General features: G+C 29.5%; 14 protein-coding genes. 1 reads left to right on the forward strand and 13 read right to left on the reverse strand.

What is annotated here, in order from left to right; all coding sequences use genetic code 11:
- Nucleotides 1–47: 47 nt before the first annotated feature.
- From JWYL7_RS07935 to ftsE, 3 genes are read right to left on the reverse strand one after another with little or no spacing between them, the layout of a single operon-like run.
- Nucleotides 48–1163 carry a murein hydrolase activator EnvC family protein gene (locus JWYL7_RS07935; RefSeq protein ID WP_066071444.1) on the reverse strand — a complete coding sequence of 372 codons (1116 nt, stop codon included), beginning with the start codon at nucleotides 1161–1163 and terminating at the stop codon, nucleotides 48–50.
- Nucleotides 1164–1180: 17 nt separating this feature from the next.
- The gene (gene ftsX, locus JWYL7_RS07940; protein ID WP_331721865.1) at nucleotides 1181–2068 is read right to left on the reverse strand and encodes a permease-like cell division protein FtsX; all 888 of its coding nucleotides are present in this window, start codon (nucleotides 2066–2068) and stop codon (nucleotides 1181–1183) included.
- Entirely contained in the window at nucleotides 2061–2741 is a 681-nt protein-coding gene (gene ftsE / locus JWYL7_RS07945) for a cell division ATP-binding protein FtsE (protein WP_066071450.1), read from the reverse strand. The genes ftsX and ftsE overlap by 8 nt, the downstream gene beginning before the upstream one ends.
- Before the next feature lie 154 nt (nucleotides 2742–2895).
- Between ftsE and JWYL7_RS07950 the strand changes: the two genes are divergently transcribed.
- Nucleotides 2896–3450: a 5-formyltetrahydrofolate cyclo-ligase gene (locus tag JWYL7_RS07950; protein WP_066071453.1), complete on the forward strand. Its 555-nt coding sequence runs from the start codon at nucleotides 2896–2898 to the stop codon at nucleotides 3448–3450.
- Between the two features lie 29 nt (nucleotides 3451–3479).
- On the opposite strand, the gene JWYL7_RS07955 is transcribed toward JWYL7_RS07950, so the two are convergent.
- The 10 genes from JWYL7_RS07955 to JWYL7_RS08000 form a co-directional block, all read right to left on the reverse strand.
- Nucleotides 3480–5858 (reverse strand): Lon protease family protein, encoded by a 2379-nt coding sequence (locus tag JWYL7_RS07955; RefSeq protein ID WP_066071455.1) that lies wholly within the window; start codon nucleotides 5856–5858, stop codon nucleotides 3480–3482.
- 71 nt (nucleotides 5859–5929) lie between these two features.
- Complete coding sequence (locus JWYL7_RS07960; protein ID WP_066071458.1) at nucleotides 5930–6358, reverse strand: hypothetical protein; 429 nt, start codon at nucleotides 6356–6358, stop codon at nucleotides 5930–5932.
- A 119-nt stretch (nucleotides 6359–6477) separates the two neighbouring features.
- Nucleotides 6478–8319, reverse strand: a complete 1842-nt coding sequence (locus JWYL7_RS10315) for a WecB/TagA/CpsF family glycosyltransferase (protein WP_161937496.1) — start codon at nucleotides 8317–8319, stop codon at nucleotides 6478–6480.
- Nucleotides 8320–8330: 11 nt separating this feature from the next.
- Nucleotides 8331–9647 (reverse strand): nucleotide sugar dehydrogenase, encoded by a 1317-nt coding sequence (locus JWYL7_RS07970; RefSeq protein WP_066071461.1) that lies wholly within the window; start codon nucleotides 9645–9647, stop codon nucleotides 8331–8333.
- 21 nt (nucleotides 9648–9668) lie between these two features.
- Nucleotides 9669–10952 (reverse strand): O-antigen ligase family protein, encoded by a 1284-nt coding sequence (locus tag JWYL7_RS07975; RefSeq protein ID WP_066071464.1) that lies wholly within the window; start codon nucleotides 10950–10952, stop codon nucleotides 9669–9671.
- A 91-nt stretch (nucleotides 10953–11043) separates the two neighbouring features.
- Nucleotides 11044–13386, reverse strand: coding sequence for a SpoIID/LytB domain-containing protein (locus JWYL7_RS07980; RefSeq protein WP_066071467.1), 2343 nt, complete (start codon nucleotides 13384–13386; stop codon nucleotides 11044–11046).
- Nucleotides 13387–13405: 19 nt separating this feature from the next.
- A complete protein-coding gene (locus JWYL7_RS07985; RefSeq protein ID WP_066071470.1) occupies nucleotides 13406–15124 on the reverse strand; it encodes a cell wall-binding repeat-containing protein in 1719 nt (572 codons plus the stop codon).
- Between the two features lie 152 nt (nucleotides 15125–15276).
- Entirely contained in the window at nucleotides 15277–16212 is a 936-nt protein-coding gene (locus JWYL7_RS07990) for a transketolase family protein (RefSeq protein ID WP_149683713.1), read from the reverse strand.
- A complete protein-coding gene (locus JWYL7_RS07995; protein WP_066071476.1) occupies nucleotides 16205–17032 on the reverse strand; it encodes a transketolase in 828 nt (275 codons plus the stop codon). The genes JWYL7_RS07990 and JWYL7_RS07995 overlap by 8 nt, the downstream gene beginning before the upstream one ends.
- A 30-nt stretch (nucleotides 17033–17062) precedes the next feature.
- Nucleotides 17063–17923 carry a YitT family protein gene (locus JWYL7_RS08000; RefSeq protein ID WP_066071479.1) on the reverse strand — a complete coding sequence of 287 codons (861 nt, stop codon included), beginning with the start codon at nucleotides 17921–17923 and terminating at the stop codon, nucleotides 17063–17065.
- Nucleotides 17924–17935 lie beyond the last annotated feature (12 nt).

Below are 17935 nucleotides of genomic sequence, written 5' to 3' on the forward strand. Positions count from 1 at the left end.
GTTAAAAACCATCTTTTATGATATAAGGTCTAGGAAAAACCTAGACCTTATCTTAACCAAGACATAGGATCAACATACGCACCGTTTTTTCTAACTTCAAAATGAAGATGTGGTCCTGTTGAATATCCTGTAGATCCTACTCTTGCTATTGCTTGTCCTCTTTGTACTTTCTGTCCTACTGAAACTAATAATGATGAATTATGGGCATATAAAGTTACAATTCCTCCTCCATGGTCAATCAGTACAGTTTTTCCATATCCACCCATCCAATCTGCCATTATAACTGTTCCGCTATTTGCGGCAACTACTGTTGCCCCCATAGGCGCTGCTATATCTATCCCTGTATGAAGTCTTGGGACATTAAATATTGGATGTATTCTGTTTCCAAATGGAGATGAAACCCTTGTATATCCTGGAGTTGGCCACGCAAAAGCACCACCTGCATAACTTCCTTTAGATTGTAGCTTTAATATTTCTTTTTCTAAACTTTTTGCATATCTATTTAATTCATCTTCTTGAGCTAGAAGATTTGAATATTCTTGTTCTAGTTGTTTTTTAAGTCTATTTTGCTCTCCCCTGGAAACTACTAGCTTTTGTCTTTGTATTTCTATTGAATTTTTTAAAGATACTATTTTCTTTTGCTCATTTTCTAAATTTCTTCTTTTATCTTCTAATGATTCTTTATTTTTTCTTAGTTCGTGTAATATTTGCTTATCGTGATCTACTATTTTTTTTATCATATCTAAATTAGATAAAAGCTCTGTTATATCCTTAGCAGAAAAAAGAACTTCTAAATATCCAACTTCAGATATTTTATACATAACTCTAAGCCTTTGTCCTAAAAGTTCATTATTTTCCTGTATACTTTTTTCAAGGGCATTTATTTCTTTTTTAGTTGTGCTAATTTTTCTTTCAGTCTCTGCAAGTTCTGAGTTTATCTTTTCTATTTCTCTTTGTATTTCATTTATTTCTTTATCTAATTCTTTTATTCTTTCTTGAACATTTTCCTGCTTGTTTTTGTTTTCGGTTTTAGCTTTATTTATATTAGTTATGCTCTTTTGAACATTATTTAGCTTATTTTTATACTCTGATATACTTTGAGCATATACATTAACACTTGATATACATATTAATATAGCCAAAGTAATTGATAATTTTCTCATCTAAAATCCCCCTTATTCTAGACTTTCAGGTGTTTTCTTATGGATAACATACTGCCTAAAACTCCTATACCTACCCCCATTATAAGAAATATTTTTATTAATGTATCTGAAATTTGAGATATAGGAAGTATATAATCAGAAAATAATGAGTAGGCAGGCTCATTTAGTTTTTCATACATTTTATCATAAGAAAGATAAACTATCCCAAAGGACAACATTGCTCCAACTGCTCCAAGCATTATACCTTCTATTATAAAAGGTCCCCTTATAAACCAATCTGTAGCCCCTACATACTTCATTATATTTATTTCTTTTTTTCTTGCGTGTAAAGCTATCTTTATAGTATTTGATATCATAAACAATGAAACTATAGATAATAAACCTATTAAAAATAATCCTAAAATTCTTATAAGATTTGATATGTTAAGAAGTTTATCTACTATATCTTTATAATACTTTATATCTTCTATTTGCTCGTAATCTTTTAAACTCTCTACAACATTATCTGCACTTTCTAAGTTTTCAAGAGTAATTATAAAAGAGTTTTGGAGTGGATTATCTATACCTTCTAAAAGATAAGCATCTTCTCCCCATCTTTCTTTAAATTTTTTTAAGGCATCTTCTTTTGATTCGAATTCTATATCTTTTATTCCTTCTATTTTTTTTATATCCTCTCTTAAATTTACAATTTCTTTTTCGTCTATATTTTCATGTAAAAACAGCTGAATTTTATCAAACTGCTGTTGAGCTAGTAATGTTATGTTATTTATGTTTAAAACAATGCTTAAAATTATTCCTAATATAAATAGTGAGGATGCAACAGAAGTTATCGACGCTATAGACATCGTTGCATTTTTTAATGCTCCTTTTACACCTTCTTTTATAGTATAAATGATGCTATTCATCATAAGTTCCCCTTTCTTCGTCTCTTACTATGACTCCTTTTTCTAGTGCTATAACTCTTTTTTTCAACTTGTCTACAACATCTTTAGCATGTGTTGCCATTATAACTGTTGTTCCTCTTTTATTTATATCTTTTAAAAGTTCCATAATTTCCCAAGCGGTCTGAGGATCTAAATTTCCTGTTGGTTCATCAGCTATTAATAAAGATGGATTATTTACTATAGCTCTAGCTATACTAACTCTTTGCTGTTCTCCTCCTGATAGTTCACTAGGATACGATTTTGCTTTATCACTAAGGCCTACTAATGATAAAACAGAAGGAACTTTTCTTCTAATTTCTTTTTGGCTATGACCTGTTATTTCCATTGCAAAAGCCACATTGTCATATACATTTTTGTTTTGTAAAAGTCTAAAATCTTGGAAAACTATCCCCATACTCCTTCTAAGTTTTGGTACTTTTCTTCTAGGTAGTTTTGTAATATCTACACCATCTATTATCAATTTCCCCGATGTTACTTCTTCTTCTTTTAATAATAATTTCATAAATGTAGATTTGCCAGCTCCTGAAGACCCTATCAAGAAAACAAACTCACCTTTGTCTATCTTTAAATTTATATTTGAAAGCGCTATTTTATCATTTTTATATATTTTCTTAACATCTATAAATTCTATCATGTATATCAGCTCCATTTCTCTTTATACACCAAATATTATATCAATAAAATTATACATTTTTCAATGTTTGTAACCATAATATAACAAATTAAAAGGAATTTCTATATGTTTTATATAATATATAATCAAGTAATTTCAAGAAAGGATGGTAGGTTTGAAAAAAGAATTTAGGAAAAAAGTTTTAAATTTGAGAAAAAAAATGACTTGTGATGAAATCGATGAAAAATCTAAAATGATATTCGACAATTTGCTTAAAATTGAAGTGTTTAATAGTTGTAATACTATAATGGCTTATATGGACTTTAATAATGAAGTAAAAACTGATTATATTATAAACCATTTTTTAAAATCAGGCAAAAGGGTATTAATTCCTATAACTGATCTTAAAACTAGACAAATTATTCCTTGCGAAATTAAAGATATTGAAAATGAAACAATTATATCTACATTTGGTATAAGAGAACCTAAAAAAGAATTTATAAGAAAAGTTGATAAAAATGAAATTGACCTTGTAATAGTTCCAGGAGTTGCTTTTGATAAAGAAGGTTATAGACTAGGATATGGGGGAGGATTTTACGATAGATTTTTGAGTAATTTAAACTGCACTAGTATAGGAATTGCATTTGAACTTCAGATATTTAATTGTATACCTAAAGAAGATCACGATATAAAACTTGATTATATAGTAAGTGAAAAGTGTATTTATTAAAAAATAAAAACTCCTCACAACAGAGGAGTTTAAATTCTTCCTTTTTTATCTTCTTTTTTGTCTTCATCTTCTTCATGAAATTTATCTAATGCTTCATTAACTTTTTTATCTATCTCGTCTATACTCATTCCTGTAAGTATTTCAAGCCCTTCGTTTACATGCCCTATAGCATATATGTGGAATTTTCCTTCTTTTACAGCTTCAATAATTTCATCTTTTAGCATCAGATTTTTAACATTTTGCTTTGGTATAATTACACCTTGCTTTCCTGTTAAACCTTTTAGTTTACATATATCAAAGAATCCTTCTATTTTTTCATTTACTCCACCTATAGGTTGTATTTCTCCTTTTTGACTTATAGATCCTGTAACTGCTATATACTGCTTTATAGGTATTTGAGCAATACTTGATATTATTACATAAAGTTCTGTACTCGATGCACTATCTCCATCTATACCTGAATAATTTTGTTCAAAAGTTATCGATGTAGTAAGGGAAAGAGCTCTTTCTTTTGCATATTTTTCTCCTAAGTACCCGCTTAATATAAGTACGCCCTTGTCGTGAATACTTCCGCTATGCTTTATTTCTCTTTCTATATTTATTATGCCTGCTTTGCCTTTGTAAGTTGATGCAGTTATTCTAGATGGTTTTCCAAAGGTGTGCTGACCTGTTCCTATAACTGCAAGACCATTTATTTGGCCAACTTTCTCTCCATCTATGTCTATAAGAAGTGTACCATCTTCAAACATTTCATTTAACTTTTGTTCGTATTTATTATTTCTATATATCCTTGCATCTATCGCCCTTTGAACATCTTTTGCTGTTACATACTTTTCAGTTTCACGACTTAGCGCATCTGCCTCATAGAGAATTTCTACTATTTGGTTAAATCTTGCACTTAATTTATTCTTGTTTTCAGAAATTCTCAAACTATATTCTATTATTTTTTCAACTGCTGACTTATCAAAATGCTTAAGTCCTACCTTTTCGCAGTGACTTGCTACAAACATAGCTAATTTATATATGTTTTCCTTATTTTTGTCTATTTCTATATCGAAATCAGCCATTATTTTAAATAGTTTTCTAAAATCTTCATCATAATGATATAAAAGGCTATAAGTATAAGGATCTCCTATAAGTATTACTTTTACATCTAAGTCTATAGGTTCTGGTTTTAAAGTAGATGTTACTATATATCCATACTGCTTATTTAGTGATTCGATAGTAACAGTTGAGCACTTTAGAGATCTTTTCAGTCCTTCCCACGCAAATGGATGACTAAATACATCTTTAACGTTTAGTATTAAAAATCCACCATTTGCTTTGTGAAGTGCTCCAGGCTTAAGTTCTAAAAAGTTTGTTGTTAAAACACCAATTTCATTTTTATATTCTATCATTCCTGTTAGATTATAATATGTTGGATTAGTTTCTGTAACTATTGGAGCTCCTTTAAGATCAGAATTATCTATAAATAAATTAACTTTATACCTTAAGAAAAATTTTGTATCGTCTTTTTGTAAAAATGAAAATAAGTTCTTTTGTCCTTCATCATCTTTTCTTTTAAATTTAGATATATTTTCAATTATATCTTCTTTTAAATCGCTTATATATTTTTTTACTTTATCTGAATTTGAATATTTCTCGAGTAGATTTTGAATATAAAAACTTACTACTCTTTCTCCTGTTTGTTTGTCAAGCTCTTTTATTTTGTCTTGAAATTTTTCATCTAGTATTTTTATTTTGTTTATATAATCTGTTATATCTTTGCTAAGCTCGCTTGATCTTTCTCTTATTTTTTCTAGTTCGTCTTCACTTAACGCTTTATAATCTTCATCACTCATTGGAGAACCATCTGGTTTTAAGGGCACACTAAAAAGTCCCCTTGAAGTTTGCTGAAATATAAATCCTCTACTCTTTGCAAAATCATTTAATTCTTCTACCAAAGAATAACTCATTTTTTCAAAGTTTTCTACTATTTGTCTATTTTCTGTTTCGTATTCTTTTGACTCAAAAGCATTTGGTATTTCTACTTGAAGTTTTTGAGCTATATCTTCTACATCTTTTTTGAATTGTTTTCCTTTTCCACTTTCAAATGATAACGCTATGGGCTCATCAGGTGATTTAAAATTGTATACATATACCCAGTCATAATTTGAAGTTTTATCTTTTGCTATTTCTTCTACTAGTGAATTTGTATAACTTGTCCTTCCTGTTCCGCTAATTCCAGATACATATATGTTATATCCTGTCTTTTTTATTTTAAGACCAAAATTTAAAGCCTCAACTGCTCTTTCCTGACCTATTATTCCTTTTAATGGATCTAGGTTGTCCGTAGCTTTAAAGTCTAAATCTTCAATTGTGCATTTACATTTTAAATCTTCAACTGCTACTTTATATTTATCAACCATACTAACCACCTTTACATTATGTTTTATTTAATTAATTTACCCAAAACGAAGAAAAATAACCTCGGATGAGGTTATTTTTCTTCTACTCTATTTATAAGTTCTATTTTATCAGGAAGTTCTTTTAAGTTTGTTTTTACTACTACATAAGGGTGAGCATCTTCAGGAGATTTATATACTGAATAAACTTTCATAACAACTTTATCTTCTTGTTTTTCAAGTTCTATTTTTTCAATTTCTACTCCATGTTCTTTATTTTGACCTCTAGTAACTATTACATATATTTCTTCATCAATTTTACAAGATAAAGCTCTTTCTTCATCTATGTATTTTGGCATTATATCTAGTATTTTCTGCGGTATATTATTTCTTTCAACCATAGTAAATTCAACAACTTCTGCTTTATCTCCTAGTAATCTTGGAATCATTAAAAAGCCACCAACAACAAGTAAAATTGCAATTACGCCATACATTACAGCTTTAGTGTTCCAATTGATTTTCAAAATATACCACCTCCTGATTTCTATAAGAAATTATATGAATATATGTTTTTTTATAGAACAATATTTTCATGTTTACTATTGTTATCAAAAAAAGAAAATCTCCCACTAAAAGCGAGAGATTAATTAATCTTTAATATATCAATTATAACTTCAAACAAAAATTTTGGAAGCACCATAATTCTTTTATATCTCCAAGGCTCTTTTATCAATCTATACATCCACTCAAGGCCTAGACTTTGCATCCATTTCGGAGCCCTTTTGATATTTCCACAAATAACATCATAACTTCCCCCAACACCCATCAAAAGAGGAACATTCAATTCTTTCATATTTTTTGTTATAAATAATTCTTGTTTTGGACTTCCCATTGCTACAAATAATATATCTGGAGATTTAGCTTTAATATCTGATATAACCTCATCTTCATCTTTGAAATATCCATCTTTAACTCCAACTATATTTAATCCTTTATACCTTTGTTTTAAAATACGAGCTGCATTCTCAGCAACTCCTGGTTTCGCTCCAAGTAAAAATACCTTATACCCTTTTTTAGCTGACCTTTCACATATATTTTGCATCAAATCTATACCTGTAACTCTAGTTTTTATTTTTCCACCTGAAAGTTTTGATGCTATTAAAACGCCAAACCCGTCTGCTATTTTTAGTCTTGCACTGTTTAATAAATTTTTAAGTTTTTCATCATTTTTGGCTTTCATTATTTTCTCTGGATTTATGGCAACTATAAAACTTGGCTTTCTTTCATTTATTATATTATCGATTTCTTTTAAAGTCTTGTTCATATCTAGTACACATACTTGTACACCAAAATACGTTTCTATATCTATTTTTCTTAAATTCGCTGTTATATCTTCATATGCTTTTAGATATAAATCTGCCATATTACTGATTGAATATTTACTAGATGCATCAGTGTACAGATTTTCACCTAATTTATTACATACATCTTTATTATCTAATAAATATTTAATACCTTCATACAGCTTATCTACATTTTTAGATTCAAACAAAATTCCATTATGACCATCTCTTATAATTTCTAAAACTCCTCCAACATTAGAAGCTACAACAGTTTTCTTATATTTACTCGATTCAAGTATAACTAAAGGAAAACTTTCAGAATATGAAGTTAATAAAGTAAAATCAGATATATATATAAATTCATCTGGTTTTGTAAATCCTGTAAATAGTACATTTTTATCTAAATTAAGTTCTTTTGCTCTTTGTTTAACCTGCTCTATTATAGGCCCATCTCCTACTAATATAAATAAAGGATTATATCCATCATCTAGAATCTTTCTAGCTGCATTTAACATGATTTCATGCCCTTTTATAGGTTGCATTCTAGCAGTCATTGTAATATACGAATCATATCCACCTATATTGTATTTTTTAAGTATCTCTTCTTTATTGAATGAATATTTGTTTTCAAAGTCTATTCCGTTGTATACAACTTGTATTTTTTTAGAATCGAATCCTCTTTCAACCAGCATTTCCTTGAATTTTGCAGATACAGCTATGTATCCATCAAAAGTTTTTAATACTATCTTATTTATTGTGCTATACACAAGAGTTTTATAAGTATTTCCTTTATAATCGCTTAAATAATCACTGTGTATAGTTGTAATATAAGTTAAAGGGTATTTTTTCTTTAAAAAGTATGCTATAAAATTTGCTCTTCCTCCATGACAATTTATAATATCTATTTTTTTATCTTCACATATAGCCTTGATTTTTTCTATAACACTTAAATCAAAACGTTTCTTTTGTTTTATTAAAGTAATATCAAGTCCAAGATTTTTAGCTTCTTTGTATAAATCTGACTCAATAAAACAAACTATACTGCTATTTATACCTCTTTTTTTTAATTCTAATGAAAGAGTCAAAAGATGCACTTTTGACCCTCCCTTTTCTCCTCCACTTATGATATGAAGTATATTCATACTACCCTCCATTATATCTTCATAAGCTTTATTCCGTACTCTTTAAGCTTATCTTCTTTTCCTTCAAATATATTTCTAGTATCTAGTATTACTGTTCCTTTTTCTATCATACCTATATATTTCTCGTTTAGATCATCGTAACTTTCTTGTTTTGCCAAAATCATTATAGCATCTTTTCCTTTTAATGCTTGCTCTATATTATCTACCTTAAAATCATATGCAGTTGGAACGGCACTATCATATGCACTGACAATTGCCCCTCTTTTTTTCAAAATATTTATTATTTCTATAGGTGGACTTATCCTATCATCATTAGAATAATCTTTCATAGCTATTCCTAATATTCCAATTTTAGCATTTTCTAAAGTCTTGTTTTCTTTAAGCAGCATACTTTCTAACATATTAACCATTACATTTGGTAAATTTCTATTTTTTTCTCTTGCTAGTTTAAGAAGACTTAAATCTACATTTAATTCCTCTGCCTTTGGAGCTAAATAGTGATAAGCATTAGGTATACAATATCCACCAACTCCAGGTCCTGGTATCAGTAAATTTACTCTCTTGTGGGTATTGGCAATTTTAATTACCTCATAAATATCTATACCAAGACTTTCTGTAAATCTAGCAAACTCCTGAACCATAGCAATATTTACATCTCTTTGAACATTTTCAAATACTTTAGAAGTTTCTACTACCTTTATATTGCTAGCTACTATGACATCAGTTTTGCAAACTACTTCTAAAAGTTCTTTTGCTCTTTTTGTGCTTTCTTCATTTATACCTGCAACTATTGTTGGCATATATGCAAACTCATCAAAAGCTTTACCCTCTGCAATTCTTTCTGAAGAATATGCAAGATAAAAATCTTCTCCTGCTTTTAGTCCAGATTCTCTTTCTAAAATAGGTAATAATTTCTCCTCAGTAGTTCCTGGAATAACCGTACTTCTTATTAATACTAAGTCTCCTTTTTTCAGGTTTTTAGCTATTGTTACAACACATTCTTCTAAATCTGAAAAATCGTATTTTGAATCTCTAATTGGAATTCCTACAGTAACAACTATGTTATTACAAACTTCAAGAGCTTCTTTTGCGTTTGTTGTAGCTTTATATCTTTTCTCTTTTAGTTGCTCTTTTAATATTTGTGTAATTGTTTTTCCCTCAAACTGTTCTGTATGATGTGTTATTCCCTCATTTATTTCTTCTACTAATACTTTTACTACATCTACTCCATATACATTGCTTCCACGCATTGCAAAACTAAGTGCAAGTGGCAACCCAACAAACCCTTGTCCAAATACGGCTACATTTTTTAACGAATCTTTAATCATTTTGTTCACCTTCCATTTACTTTATACTATTTTTTTCCTATGATTTGACTCATTCATTAACAAACCATATAAAAACCAAAAATATAAGCTTATTATCTGAATTTCAAATACATTATAAAATAATCCTATAAATACTAAAACAATATATAAATTTAATAAATAAAAATTCCTATTTTTAATAATATAAAACAATATAGTTAACATAAAAGCAGTATAGGCTAGTGTTCCTAAAATACCTGTCTGTGCTATTACTTTTATGTATTCATTGTCTGAATAGAAATTTTTTCTAATACCATACTTTTCGTAAATTGGTGATCCTAAAATTAAACTAGCAGCATCACCATATGTTCCAAATCCAGAACCTAGCAATCTATGATCATTAAAAACTTCTAATCCAGTTTTTACTGAATATAGTCTACCATCTATATTACTAAGCTCAACTATCCTCTCTTCTCCAAGTTCTCCGAATCTTTCAAGTACTACTGAACGTTGTTCTGATTCAATATTTTTTTCTACAAAAGAAGCTGTAGCAAAGTCAACTACTTCAATTATGCTAAATAAAGCTATCCCTATAACAGTTGAAACTGCTATTAACTTTATAAAATCCTTGCTCCTAAATGTAGCTACAAATATAATAATAAAAATTCCAAGTGCTAGTAGTGAACTTCTAGAGGCTGTCATCATTAAACTTGTAATTATTAAACTATATGTCCATTTACTTGATTTGTTAAACTTTCTATCTATAATTATCAATACGTAAAGACTAAGTACCAAGAATGCACCATATGTGTTTGGATTTTTAAAATAACTATATACTCTCCCAAAGTTACTTGTTTGTATTATTGAAGCGTACCACTCTGAAGGAAACAAAATGGATTTATTAAATATTTTTTCGATGCACCCAAAAACAAACAAAGCTATTACATTGAATGTGATGACATTCTTAAATCTTGTTAAAAATGTATCATTGAATTGTTTGTCTCTAACTATAAAATATATAAGATAATATAGCGTTATACTTCTAGCTTGAACAATAAAAGGCTTTATACCTCTTCCATTATATAGTGTTGAAATTAATGCAATAAACAAAAACAATCCATACGTTAAATCAACAGCATTGATTTTTTTCAAGCTATTATTTTTAATTAAATCGTATATAAATAAAGAAAGTATTAATATATCTGGTATCAACTTTATTTGTGGTGTTATCAAATATGAAATAATTTCCCTATATGGGATAAAAATAAATAAAAACAATAAAATAAATTCAACATAGATATCAACTTTTTTATTAATAATATTCATCTAAAAACCTCCGCTATATAACTACTTAACCTTGTATATTATAACATATATTAAAATTACAGTTAAGTGGAAAAGAGAGCTTACGCTCTCTTTATTTAAATAAATTCAAAAATCTGTTAGTTGAAACTACGCTCTCTCCACCTAATATATATTTGTAAGTATTGCTATTAAATCTATTTACTATTTGTTGATCTAAAATAGTATTATTGTTTGGTGATAGTAATATAATCATACTATTATCCTTTGCGGCAAGAGAAGAACCTGAAAGTGCATCCGGGAAATTTTCTCCTGTTGCTATATATACTCTCTCATTATTTATAATATCTCTAAACCTGTTTCCTACCTCTATGTTTGTTTTGTATCTATTTTCTCCTGCTAATCTTTCTATTTTATCTTCAAATTCATTTAATATACTGCTAGGAACAACATTTTCTCCACCAACTACATATATTTTAGAAATTTCATTACTTCTTATATATTCTAATGCTATATCTGCATTAGTTTTATTAACCAAAATAATAGGGGCTTCTTTTATTCCTGCTATGGAAGATATAGATAATGCATCTGGAAAATTTTCTCCAGTTGCTATGAATACTTCACCTTTATTTCCTACTCTTTTTGCAATTTCAACTGATGTTTCATATCTATTTTTACCACTAATTCTATCAACATTTATTCCAAAAGATTTTATTCTGTTTTCAACTGATGTTGAAACTGCTTCTTCTCCACCAATTATAAATACATTTTTAACACCTAGTCTTAAAATTTCATTTTCTATATTGATATCTAAACTGTTTTTGTTTGTTAAAAGTATAGGAGCATCATATTTTCTAGCTAATACTCCTGCTGCTAAAGCATCAGGAAAATCATCACTTCTTGTTATTATCGCATAATCTGAAGTATTCCAACCCTTTTGACTTACAGCTACAGATGTTAAGATTCTGTTATCACCATAAACTCTAAATGAATTAGAAATTCCTGAAATCTGTCTAGGTAATACTTTAAAACTTACAGTTTTAATATCTTCAAAATCATTAGCTCTTGAGTCTTTCACATAAACTTTAACAGTATAATCTCCATCAACTAAAGGTTTAAAGCTAAAGCTATTGCTTTGAGTATTATCTTGTCTATATACTACTCTTGAATCTTTCTCTACCTCATATCTATAAACTACATTTCCTACTGATAATGTATCTACAGTAATATCTATATTTTCATTTGTATAAATTTGTGATTTTGATAAATTAATATTTCTTATATTAGATGCTACCCTTCGTATACTTACACCTGGATAATAAAAATTTAATATAGTTATAAAATTTTGACCAGCATTTGCTCTATTTCTTGCTCCAATTTGACTAAGTCCTATTCCATGTCCAAACCCCTTACCACTAAACAAATATGTTTGTGTAGATTCATCATAAGTAATTGTATATAGATTGCTTGGAAGACCTAAAGCTATTCTTAGTCTTTCTTTGACAAGATCAACTTCTTTAATAGCACCTTTTTCATCCATACAAATAGCTTTTATATTTTTAATTCTACCACTTGGATATAATTCGATACTATCTAGGTCTAGCTGGGTTAAAGTATCCGTTTCAAGTATAAATCTCCTTGTTTTAAGATTTTGCTCAATTTGTCCTATTGTAAAACTTCTATCTCCACCTGGCCAATTTGTAACACTAAAATCATCTCTTACTGAGTTAAAATATGGTAGTGATGCAGTCCATACATTCTGTACAAGCTCTGTATATCCTCCATTACTTGCATGAAAAAATGCACCTATAACCTGATTATTGTATAAAAGAATCATACCCTTTGTTTCATCTACAGCTTTTTTTGAATTTACAAAAGCTGGATTAAACCCTCTATAAACTTGAGTTGCTGTAGTATCACAAACATCAAACCCTCGAGATTTATATTTTCCTAAACTATATAGTGCATAAGTTCTAGCTGCAACTGCCTGAGCTTTTAAAGCCTCTATATGAAAGCTATCACTCATTTCATAAGGTACAACCCCTAATAAATATCTTTCTAAATCTATAATATTTATAGGTATTATTTCTTTACCTTCAAGTTTAAATAAAAACCTGCCTTGATAGTTTCTTGTAATTATAGGATTTAACCCTGAATTTAGCCTTGATATAGTTACAGTAGTTTCGCTATTTAATGGTTCAAGTAAAATAGAATCTACCAGTTGTCCATTGAATTCTATTTTACCTTCATTGAATTTTAAAACATATGTTGTTCCAGATGGTATAGTCTGTCCATTTATTCTATAATTTCCATTCACTCTTATAGAGATATTTTCACTCATCATGCTAATAAGCCCAACAGATATATCGTTGTAATAAACCTTGCTGTCAAAAGCAAAAGTTATATTTGTAGCTAAAACTATTATTGCTACAACTATAGATACTAATCTTTTTTTCACCTTATTTCCCCCCAAAAACTTATTTAAATAATTTTAAAACTTCACTATCAGATAATGCTTTAGTTCCTCCAATAGCTATTATTTTAATATTTCCTATATCTTTATTTATAGAATTTAATAAAGATGTAGCTCCTGGTCCTGAAAGTAGTATAGGCGAATTAGTCTTTGCACTTAAAGCAGCTCCTGATAAAGCGTCTGGATAATTTTCTCCTGTAGCTACATACACTCTTTCAAATTCTAAGTGATTTCTAAATTTGTTTAAAACATTTATATTAGTTTGATACCTGTTATTTCCAGAAATTCTCTCACGGTTAGGAAATCTTGATGCAAGTTTTTCAGATATTGCTCCTGTTCCCCCTACTATATAAACCTTTTCTATTTGCTTTTTGTCGATATACTGTAAGGCTTTAGAGTAATTATTTTCATCTACTAAAAGTATTGGAATCTGTTTAATAGATGCTATAGAAGCTACCGATAAAGCATCTGGGAAATTTCTTCCTGTAACAACAAATGCCTCTTTAGGAGAGTTTAACTCATTTGCAATTTCTACGCTTGTTTCATATCTATTTTGGCCATGTATTCTGTTTACATTATAACCTAAATTACGTATCTCATTTTCTATATTTTTAGATATAACAGTTTCTCCTCCTATTATGTAAACTGTTTTGGCACCTAATTTACTTAATCTAGCTTTTATATCTTGGGTAAGGTTTTTGCCATCTGTAAGTATTATAGGAGCATTAAGTTTACTTGAAAGAGGTGTAACAGATAATGCATCAGCAAAGTTTTCTCCATATGCTAGTATTACGTTGTCTGCTTTAGTCCATCCTTCGTCTACTATCGATAAATTTGTATGGTATCTATTTGCCCCTTGTAATCTTTTAGTTATACTTGCTGTATTTAAGCCTCCTAAGACTTTCATCTTATTTTTGTTATACTCATCATAATAATCTACTATAGCCTTAGTTATTTGCTGTGCTACATTAATTTGCATATTTTCATCTATAAGCTTTAAAAGCTCGTCAGGATTTGTCATAAAACCTGTTTCTATTAATATAGAAGGCATATTAGTGTGTCTTACAACATAAAGGTTGCTATCCTTAGCTCCCCTATTTCTAAATCCTAAAGATGCTATATTGTTTACTACCATCTGAGCTATCTTTTGACTTTCTATTGCTTGAACAGGAACTGTTGAGTTTATAATTTTAGCGTCTTTTTTTTCTACTTTTCTTTCTTGTCCATCAACTAAAATATATACATAAGCTATGCCATTTTCTACGGTCTCTTTTACATACTGATAATTATTTCCTTCATACTCTACATATCTAGTTGAACTGATTCCCGATCTATTTGTACTATAAAAAACTTCCGTTCCTGAAGCAGATGGTGAAGTTGCAGCATTGTGGTGTATACTGATAAATAGGTCGACATTATTACTATTAGCAAGATTAACTCTTTCAGCTAAAGAAATAGTAATATCAGAGTCTGGATCTCTTGTAAAAACTATCTCAGCTCCATTATCTCTTAGCATATCAGCTAATTTTTTAGTCAAAGAGTTATTAATTTCTTTTTCTGTAACTCTTCTTCCATCAGGCCCTGTTACAACCGCTCCGCTATCATTACCCCCATGTCCTGGGTCTAACATTATTTTAATTCCCTGTAGGCTAGAAGCATACGATACATTAAATGTTAGTATAAATATAATCAAAGTTTGTATAAGTCCTTTGCTAATTTTCACCATAATACCTCCTATACTTGTATTTGTGTTAATTATACGATAAATTTTTATGTATTACAACACAGATAGCCTTTTTTCTAAAATCTATCAAAATATCCGAAAAAAAAGAGAAAATCTTTTCCTTACCAGAAAAGATTTTCTCTTTTTAATAACTATTTTTTCTTTATTACATCTTTAACTGCCCTAACTATATCTTGTGCAGTTAATCCATACTTTTTAACTAAATCTGAAGGCACTCCTGATTCTCCAAAAGTATCATTAACCCCAACTCTTTTTAGTGGAACTAAAACTTCTTCCATTAAAACTTCGCTAACAGCAGATCCAAGTCCACCTACTATGTTATGCTCTTCTGCTGTAACTATAGCACCAGTTTCTTTAGCTGCCTTTATTAATATATCTTTATCTATTGGTTTAATTGTAGGCATGTTTATAACTCTTGCACTTATTCCTTCTTCTTTTAACATTTCACTTGCTGTCATAGCTTCTGCTACCATTATTCCACAAGCTACTATAGTTACATCTTGTCCATCTTTTAAGGTTACACCTTTTCCTATTTCAAATTTATAATTTTCATCAAATAATGTAGGAACTGCTGATCTACCAAGTCTTACATATACAGGTCCATTGTATTTTGCTATTTCAAATATAACCTTTTCTGTTTCAACTCCATCAGCTGGAACTATAACTGTCATATTAGGTATTGCTCTCATTATAGCTATATCTTCAACTGATTGATGAGATGCTCCATCTTCTCCAACCGTAATTCCTGCATGAGTTGCACATACTTTAACATTTAATTTAGGATAGCAAACAGAGTTTCTTATTATTTCAAACGCTCTACCTGCTGCAAACATAGCAAAAGTACTTGCAAATGGTATTTTACCAGCTGTAGCAAGACCTGCAGCCGCTCCTATTAAGTTTTGCTCAGCTATTCCCATGTTGAAAAATCTTTCTGGAAAAGCTTTAGAAAAGTCAGCTGTTTTTGTAGATTTAGAAAGGTCAGCATCTAATACTACTACGTTTTCGTTTTCTTGCCCAAGTTTTACAAGTGCTTTACCATATGCGTCTCTAGTTGCTATTTTACTCATTATTTTCGCCTCCTAACTCATCTAAAGCTTTTTTAAGATCCTCATCTGTTGGTGCAGTTCCATGCCATCCTGCTACATTTTCCATAAATGATACGCCTTTTCCTTTAACTGTTTTTGCTATAATCATTGTAGGTTTTCCTACAGTTTCTCTAGCACTATCTAAAGCTGCAAATATTTGATCGTAGTCATGTCCATCTATCTCTATTACATTCCATCCAAATGCTTTAAATTTATCTGCTACTGGACCTATATTCATAACTTCTTCATTTTTTCCATCTATTTGAAGTCCATTATAGTCTAGGAAAGCTACTAGGTTATCTAGTTTGTAGTGAGCAGCACTCATACAAGCTTCCCATATTATACCTTCTTGTATTTCTCCATCTCCAAGTAATGCATATACTCTCCAAGGAGCATTATCTAATTTTGATGCCATAGCCATTCCACATGCAACTGATAAGCCTTGTCCTAATGATCCTGTAGACATTTCAACTCCTGGAGTTCCTTTCATGTCAGGATGTCCTTGAAGCATAGAGTTTATTTTTCTAAGTTTCATAAGTTCTTGTTTAGGGAAGTATCCTTTTTCTGCAAGTACACCATAAAGTACAGGAGCTGCATGTCCTTTTGAAAGCACAAATCTATCTCTATCTTCTTTTTTAGGATTTTGAGGATCTATGTTCATCTCATCAAAATAAAGTGCAGTCAAAATCTCTACTGCTGAAAGCGAACCTCCTGGATGACCAGATTTTGCTTCGTGAATCATTTCTAAAATATTCTTTCTTACATTTGTAGCTATTTTTTTAAGTTCATTATAGTCTCTCATTGCTTTCCTCCTTTTTCAATCTAAGAAATTTTACTGAATAGCTTTAAATCCTTCTCCTAAAACCTCATGAACTCCTGTTACTATTATAAATGCGTCAGGATCATTTGTTTTAACTATTTCCTTTAGTTTTGCTTCTTGAGCTCTATCTACTACAACTAATAAGACTTCTTTATCAAGTCCACTATATATTCCTCTTCCTTTTAAAGCTGTAATTCCCCTATCTAGTTTTTCCATTATTTCTTTACTTATTTGTTCTTTGCAGTCTGATATTATGAAAAATGCTTTTGCATATCCCATACCATCTACTATAAAGTCTGCAACCTTAACTATTATATAAAGTGCTATAGTAGAGTATAAAGAAGTTTCTATATTTTTGTCAACAATTCCTGCTAAAACAACTATAAATAAGTCGCAAACCATCATAAGTTTAGCCGTACTTAAGCTAGGAAAAAATTTATTTAATATAGCACCTGCAAGATCTGTACCACCTGTTGTTCCACCTGCCTTAAATACAAGCCCTATACCAATTCCTAATATAACACCACCATAAACTGCTGATAAAAATAAGTCTGTAGTTGGGACAAAATCTTTAAATACTGTAAGAAATATTTCTATAAAAAATGATAAAGCAACTGTACCATAAGCAGTTTTTGCTCCAAACATTTTTCCCAATACCATAAGGCCTATTATAAACAAAGGAATATTTATAACAAGGTTTGTTATAGAAACTGGAATATTTGTAATCTTTTTTACTACTATAGCAAGACCTGTTACTCCTCCAGGAGCTATTGTGTTTGGCTCTAAAAACATATTTAAAGCTATAGCCATAAGTGCACAACCTATTGTTATAGTTAAATATTCCATAAAGTAATTGTACCAATGCTTTTTCATATATAACCTCCT

Origin of the sequence: Alkalithermobacter thermoalcaliphilus JW-YL-7 = DSM 7308 (assembly GCA_001584565.1) — a bacterium.
Classification (GTDB): domain Bacteria; phylum Bacillota; class Clostridia; order Peptostreptococcales; family Peptostreptococcaceae; genus Alkalithermobacter; species Alkalithermobacter thermoalcaliphilus.

Coding starts and splice junctions, on each gene's coding strand:
- JWYL7_RS07935 (WP_066071444.1), bottom strand. CDS start 1,163: ATGAGAAAATTATCAATTACTTTGGCTATATTAATATGTATATCAAGT.
- ftsX (WP_331721865.1), bottom strand. CDS start 2,068: ATGAATAGCATCATTTATACTATAAAAGAAGGTGTAAAAGGAGCATTA.
- ftsE (WP_066071450.1), bottom strand. CDS start 2,741: ATGATAGAATTTATAGATGTTAAGAAAATATATAAAAATGATAAAATA.
- JWYL7_RS07955 (WP_066071455.1), bottom strand. CDS start 5,858: ATGGTTGATAAATATAAAGTAGCAGTTGAAGATTTAAAATGTAAATGC.
- JWYL7_RS10315 (WP_161937496.1), bottom strand. CDS start 8,319: ATGAATATACTTCATATCATAAGTGGAGGAGAAAAGGGAGGGTCAAAA.
- JWYL7_RS07970 (WP_066071461.1), bottom strand. CDS start 9,647: ATGATTAAAGATTCGTTAAAAAATGTAGCCGTATTTGGACAAGGGTTT.
- JWYL7_RS07975 (WP_066071464.1), bottom strand. CDS start 10,952: ATGAATATTATTAATAAAAAAGTTGATATCTATGTTGAATTTATTTTA.
- JWYL7_RS07990 (WP_149683713.1), bottom strand. CDS start 16,212: ATGAGTAAAATAGCAACTAGAGACGCATATGGTAAAGCACTTGTAAAA.
- JWYL7_RS07995 (WP_066071476.1), bottom strand. CDS start 17,032: ATGAGAGACTATAATGAACTTAAAAAAATAGCTACAAATGTAAGAAAG.
- JWYL7_RS08000 (WP_066071479.1), bottom strand. CDS start 17,923: ATGAAAAAGCATTGGTACAATTACTTTATGGAATATTTAACTATAACA.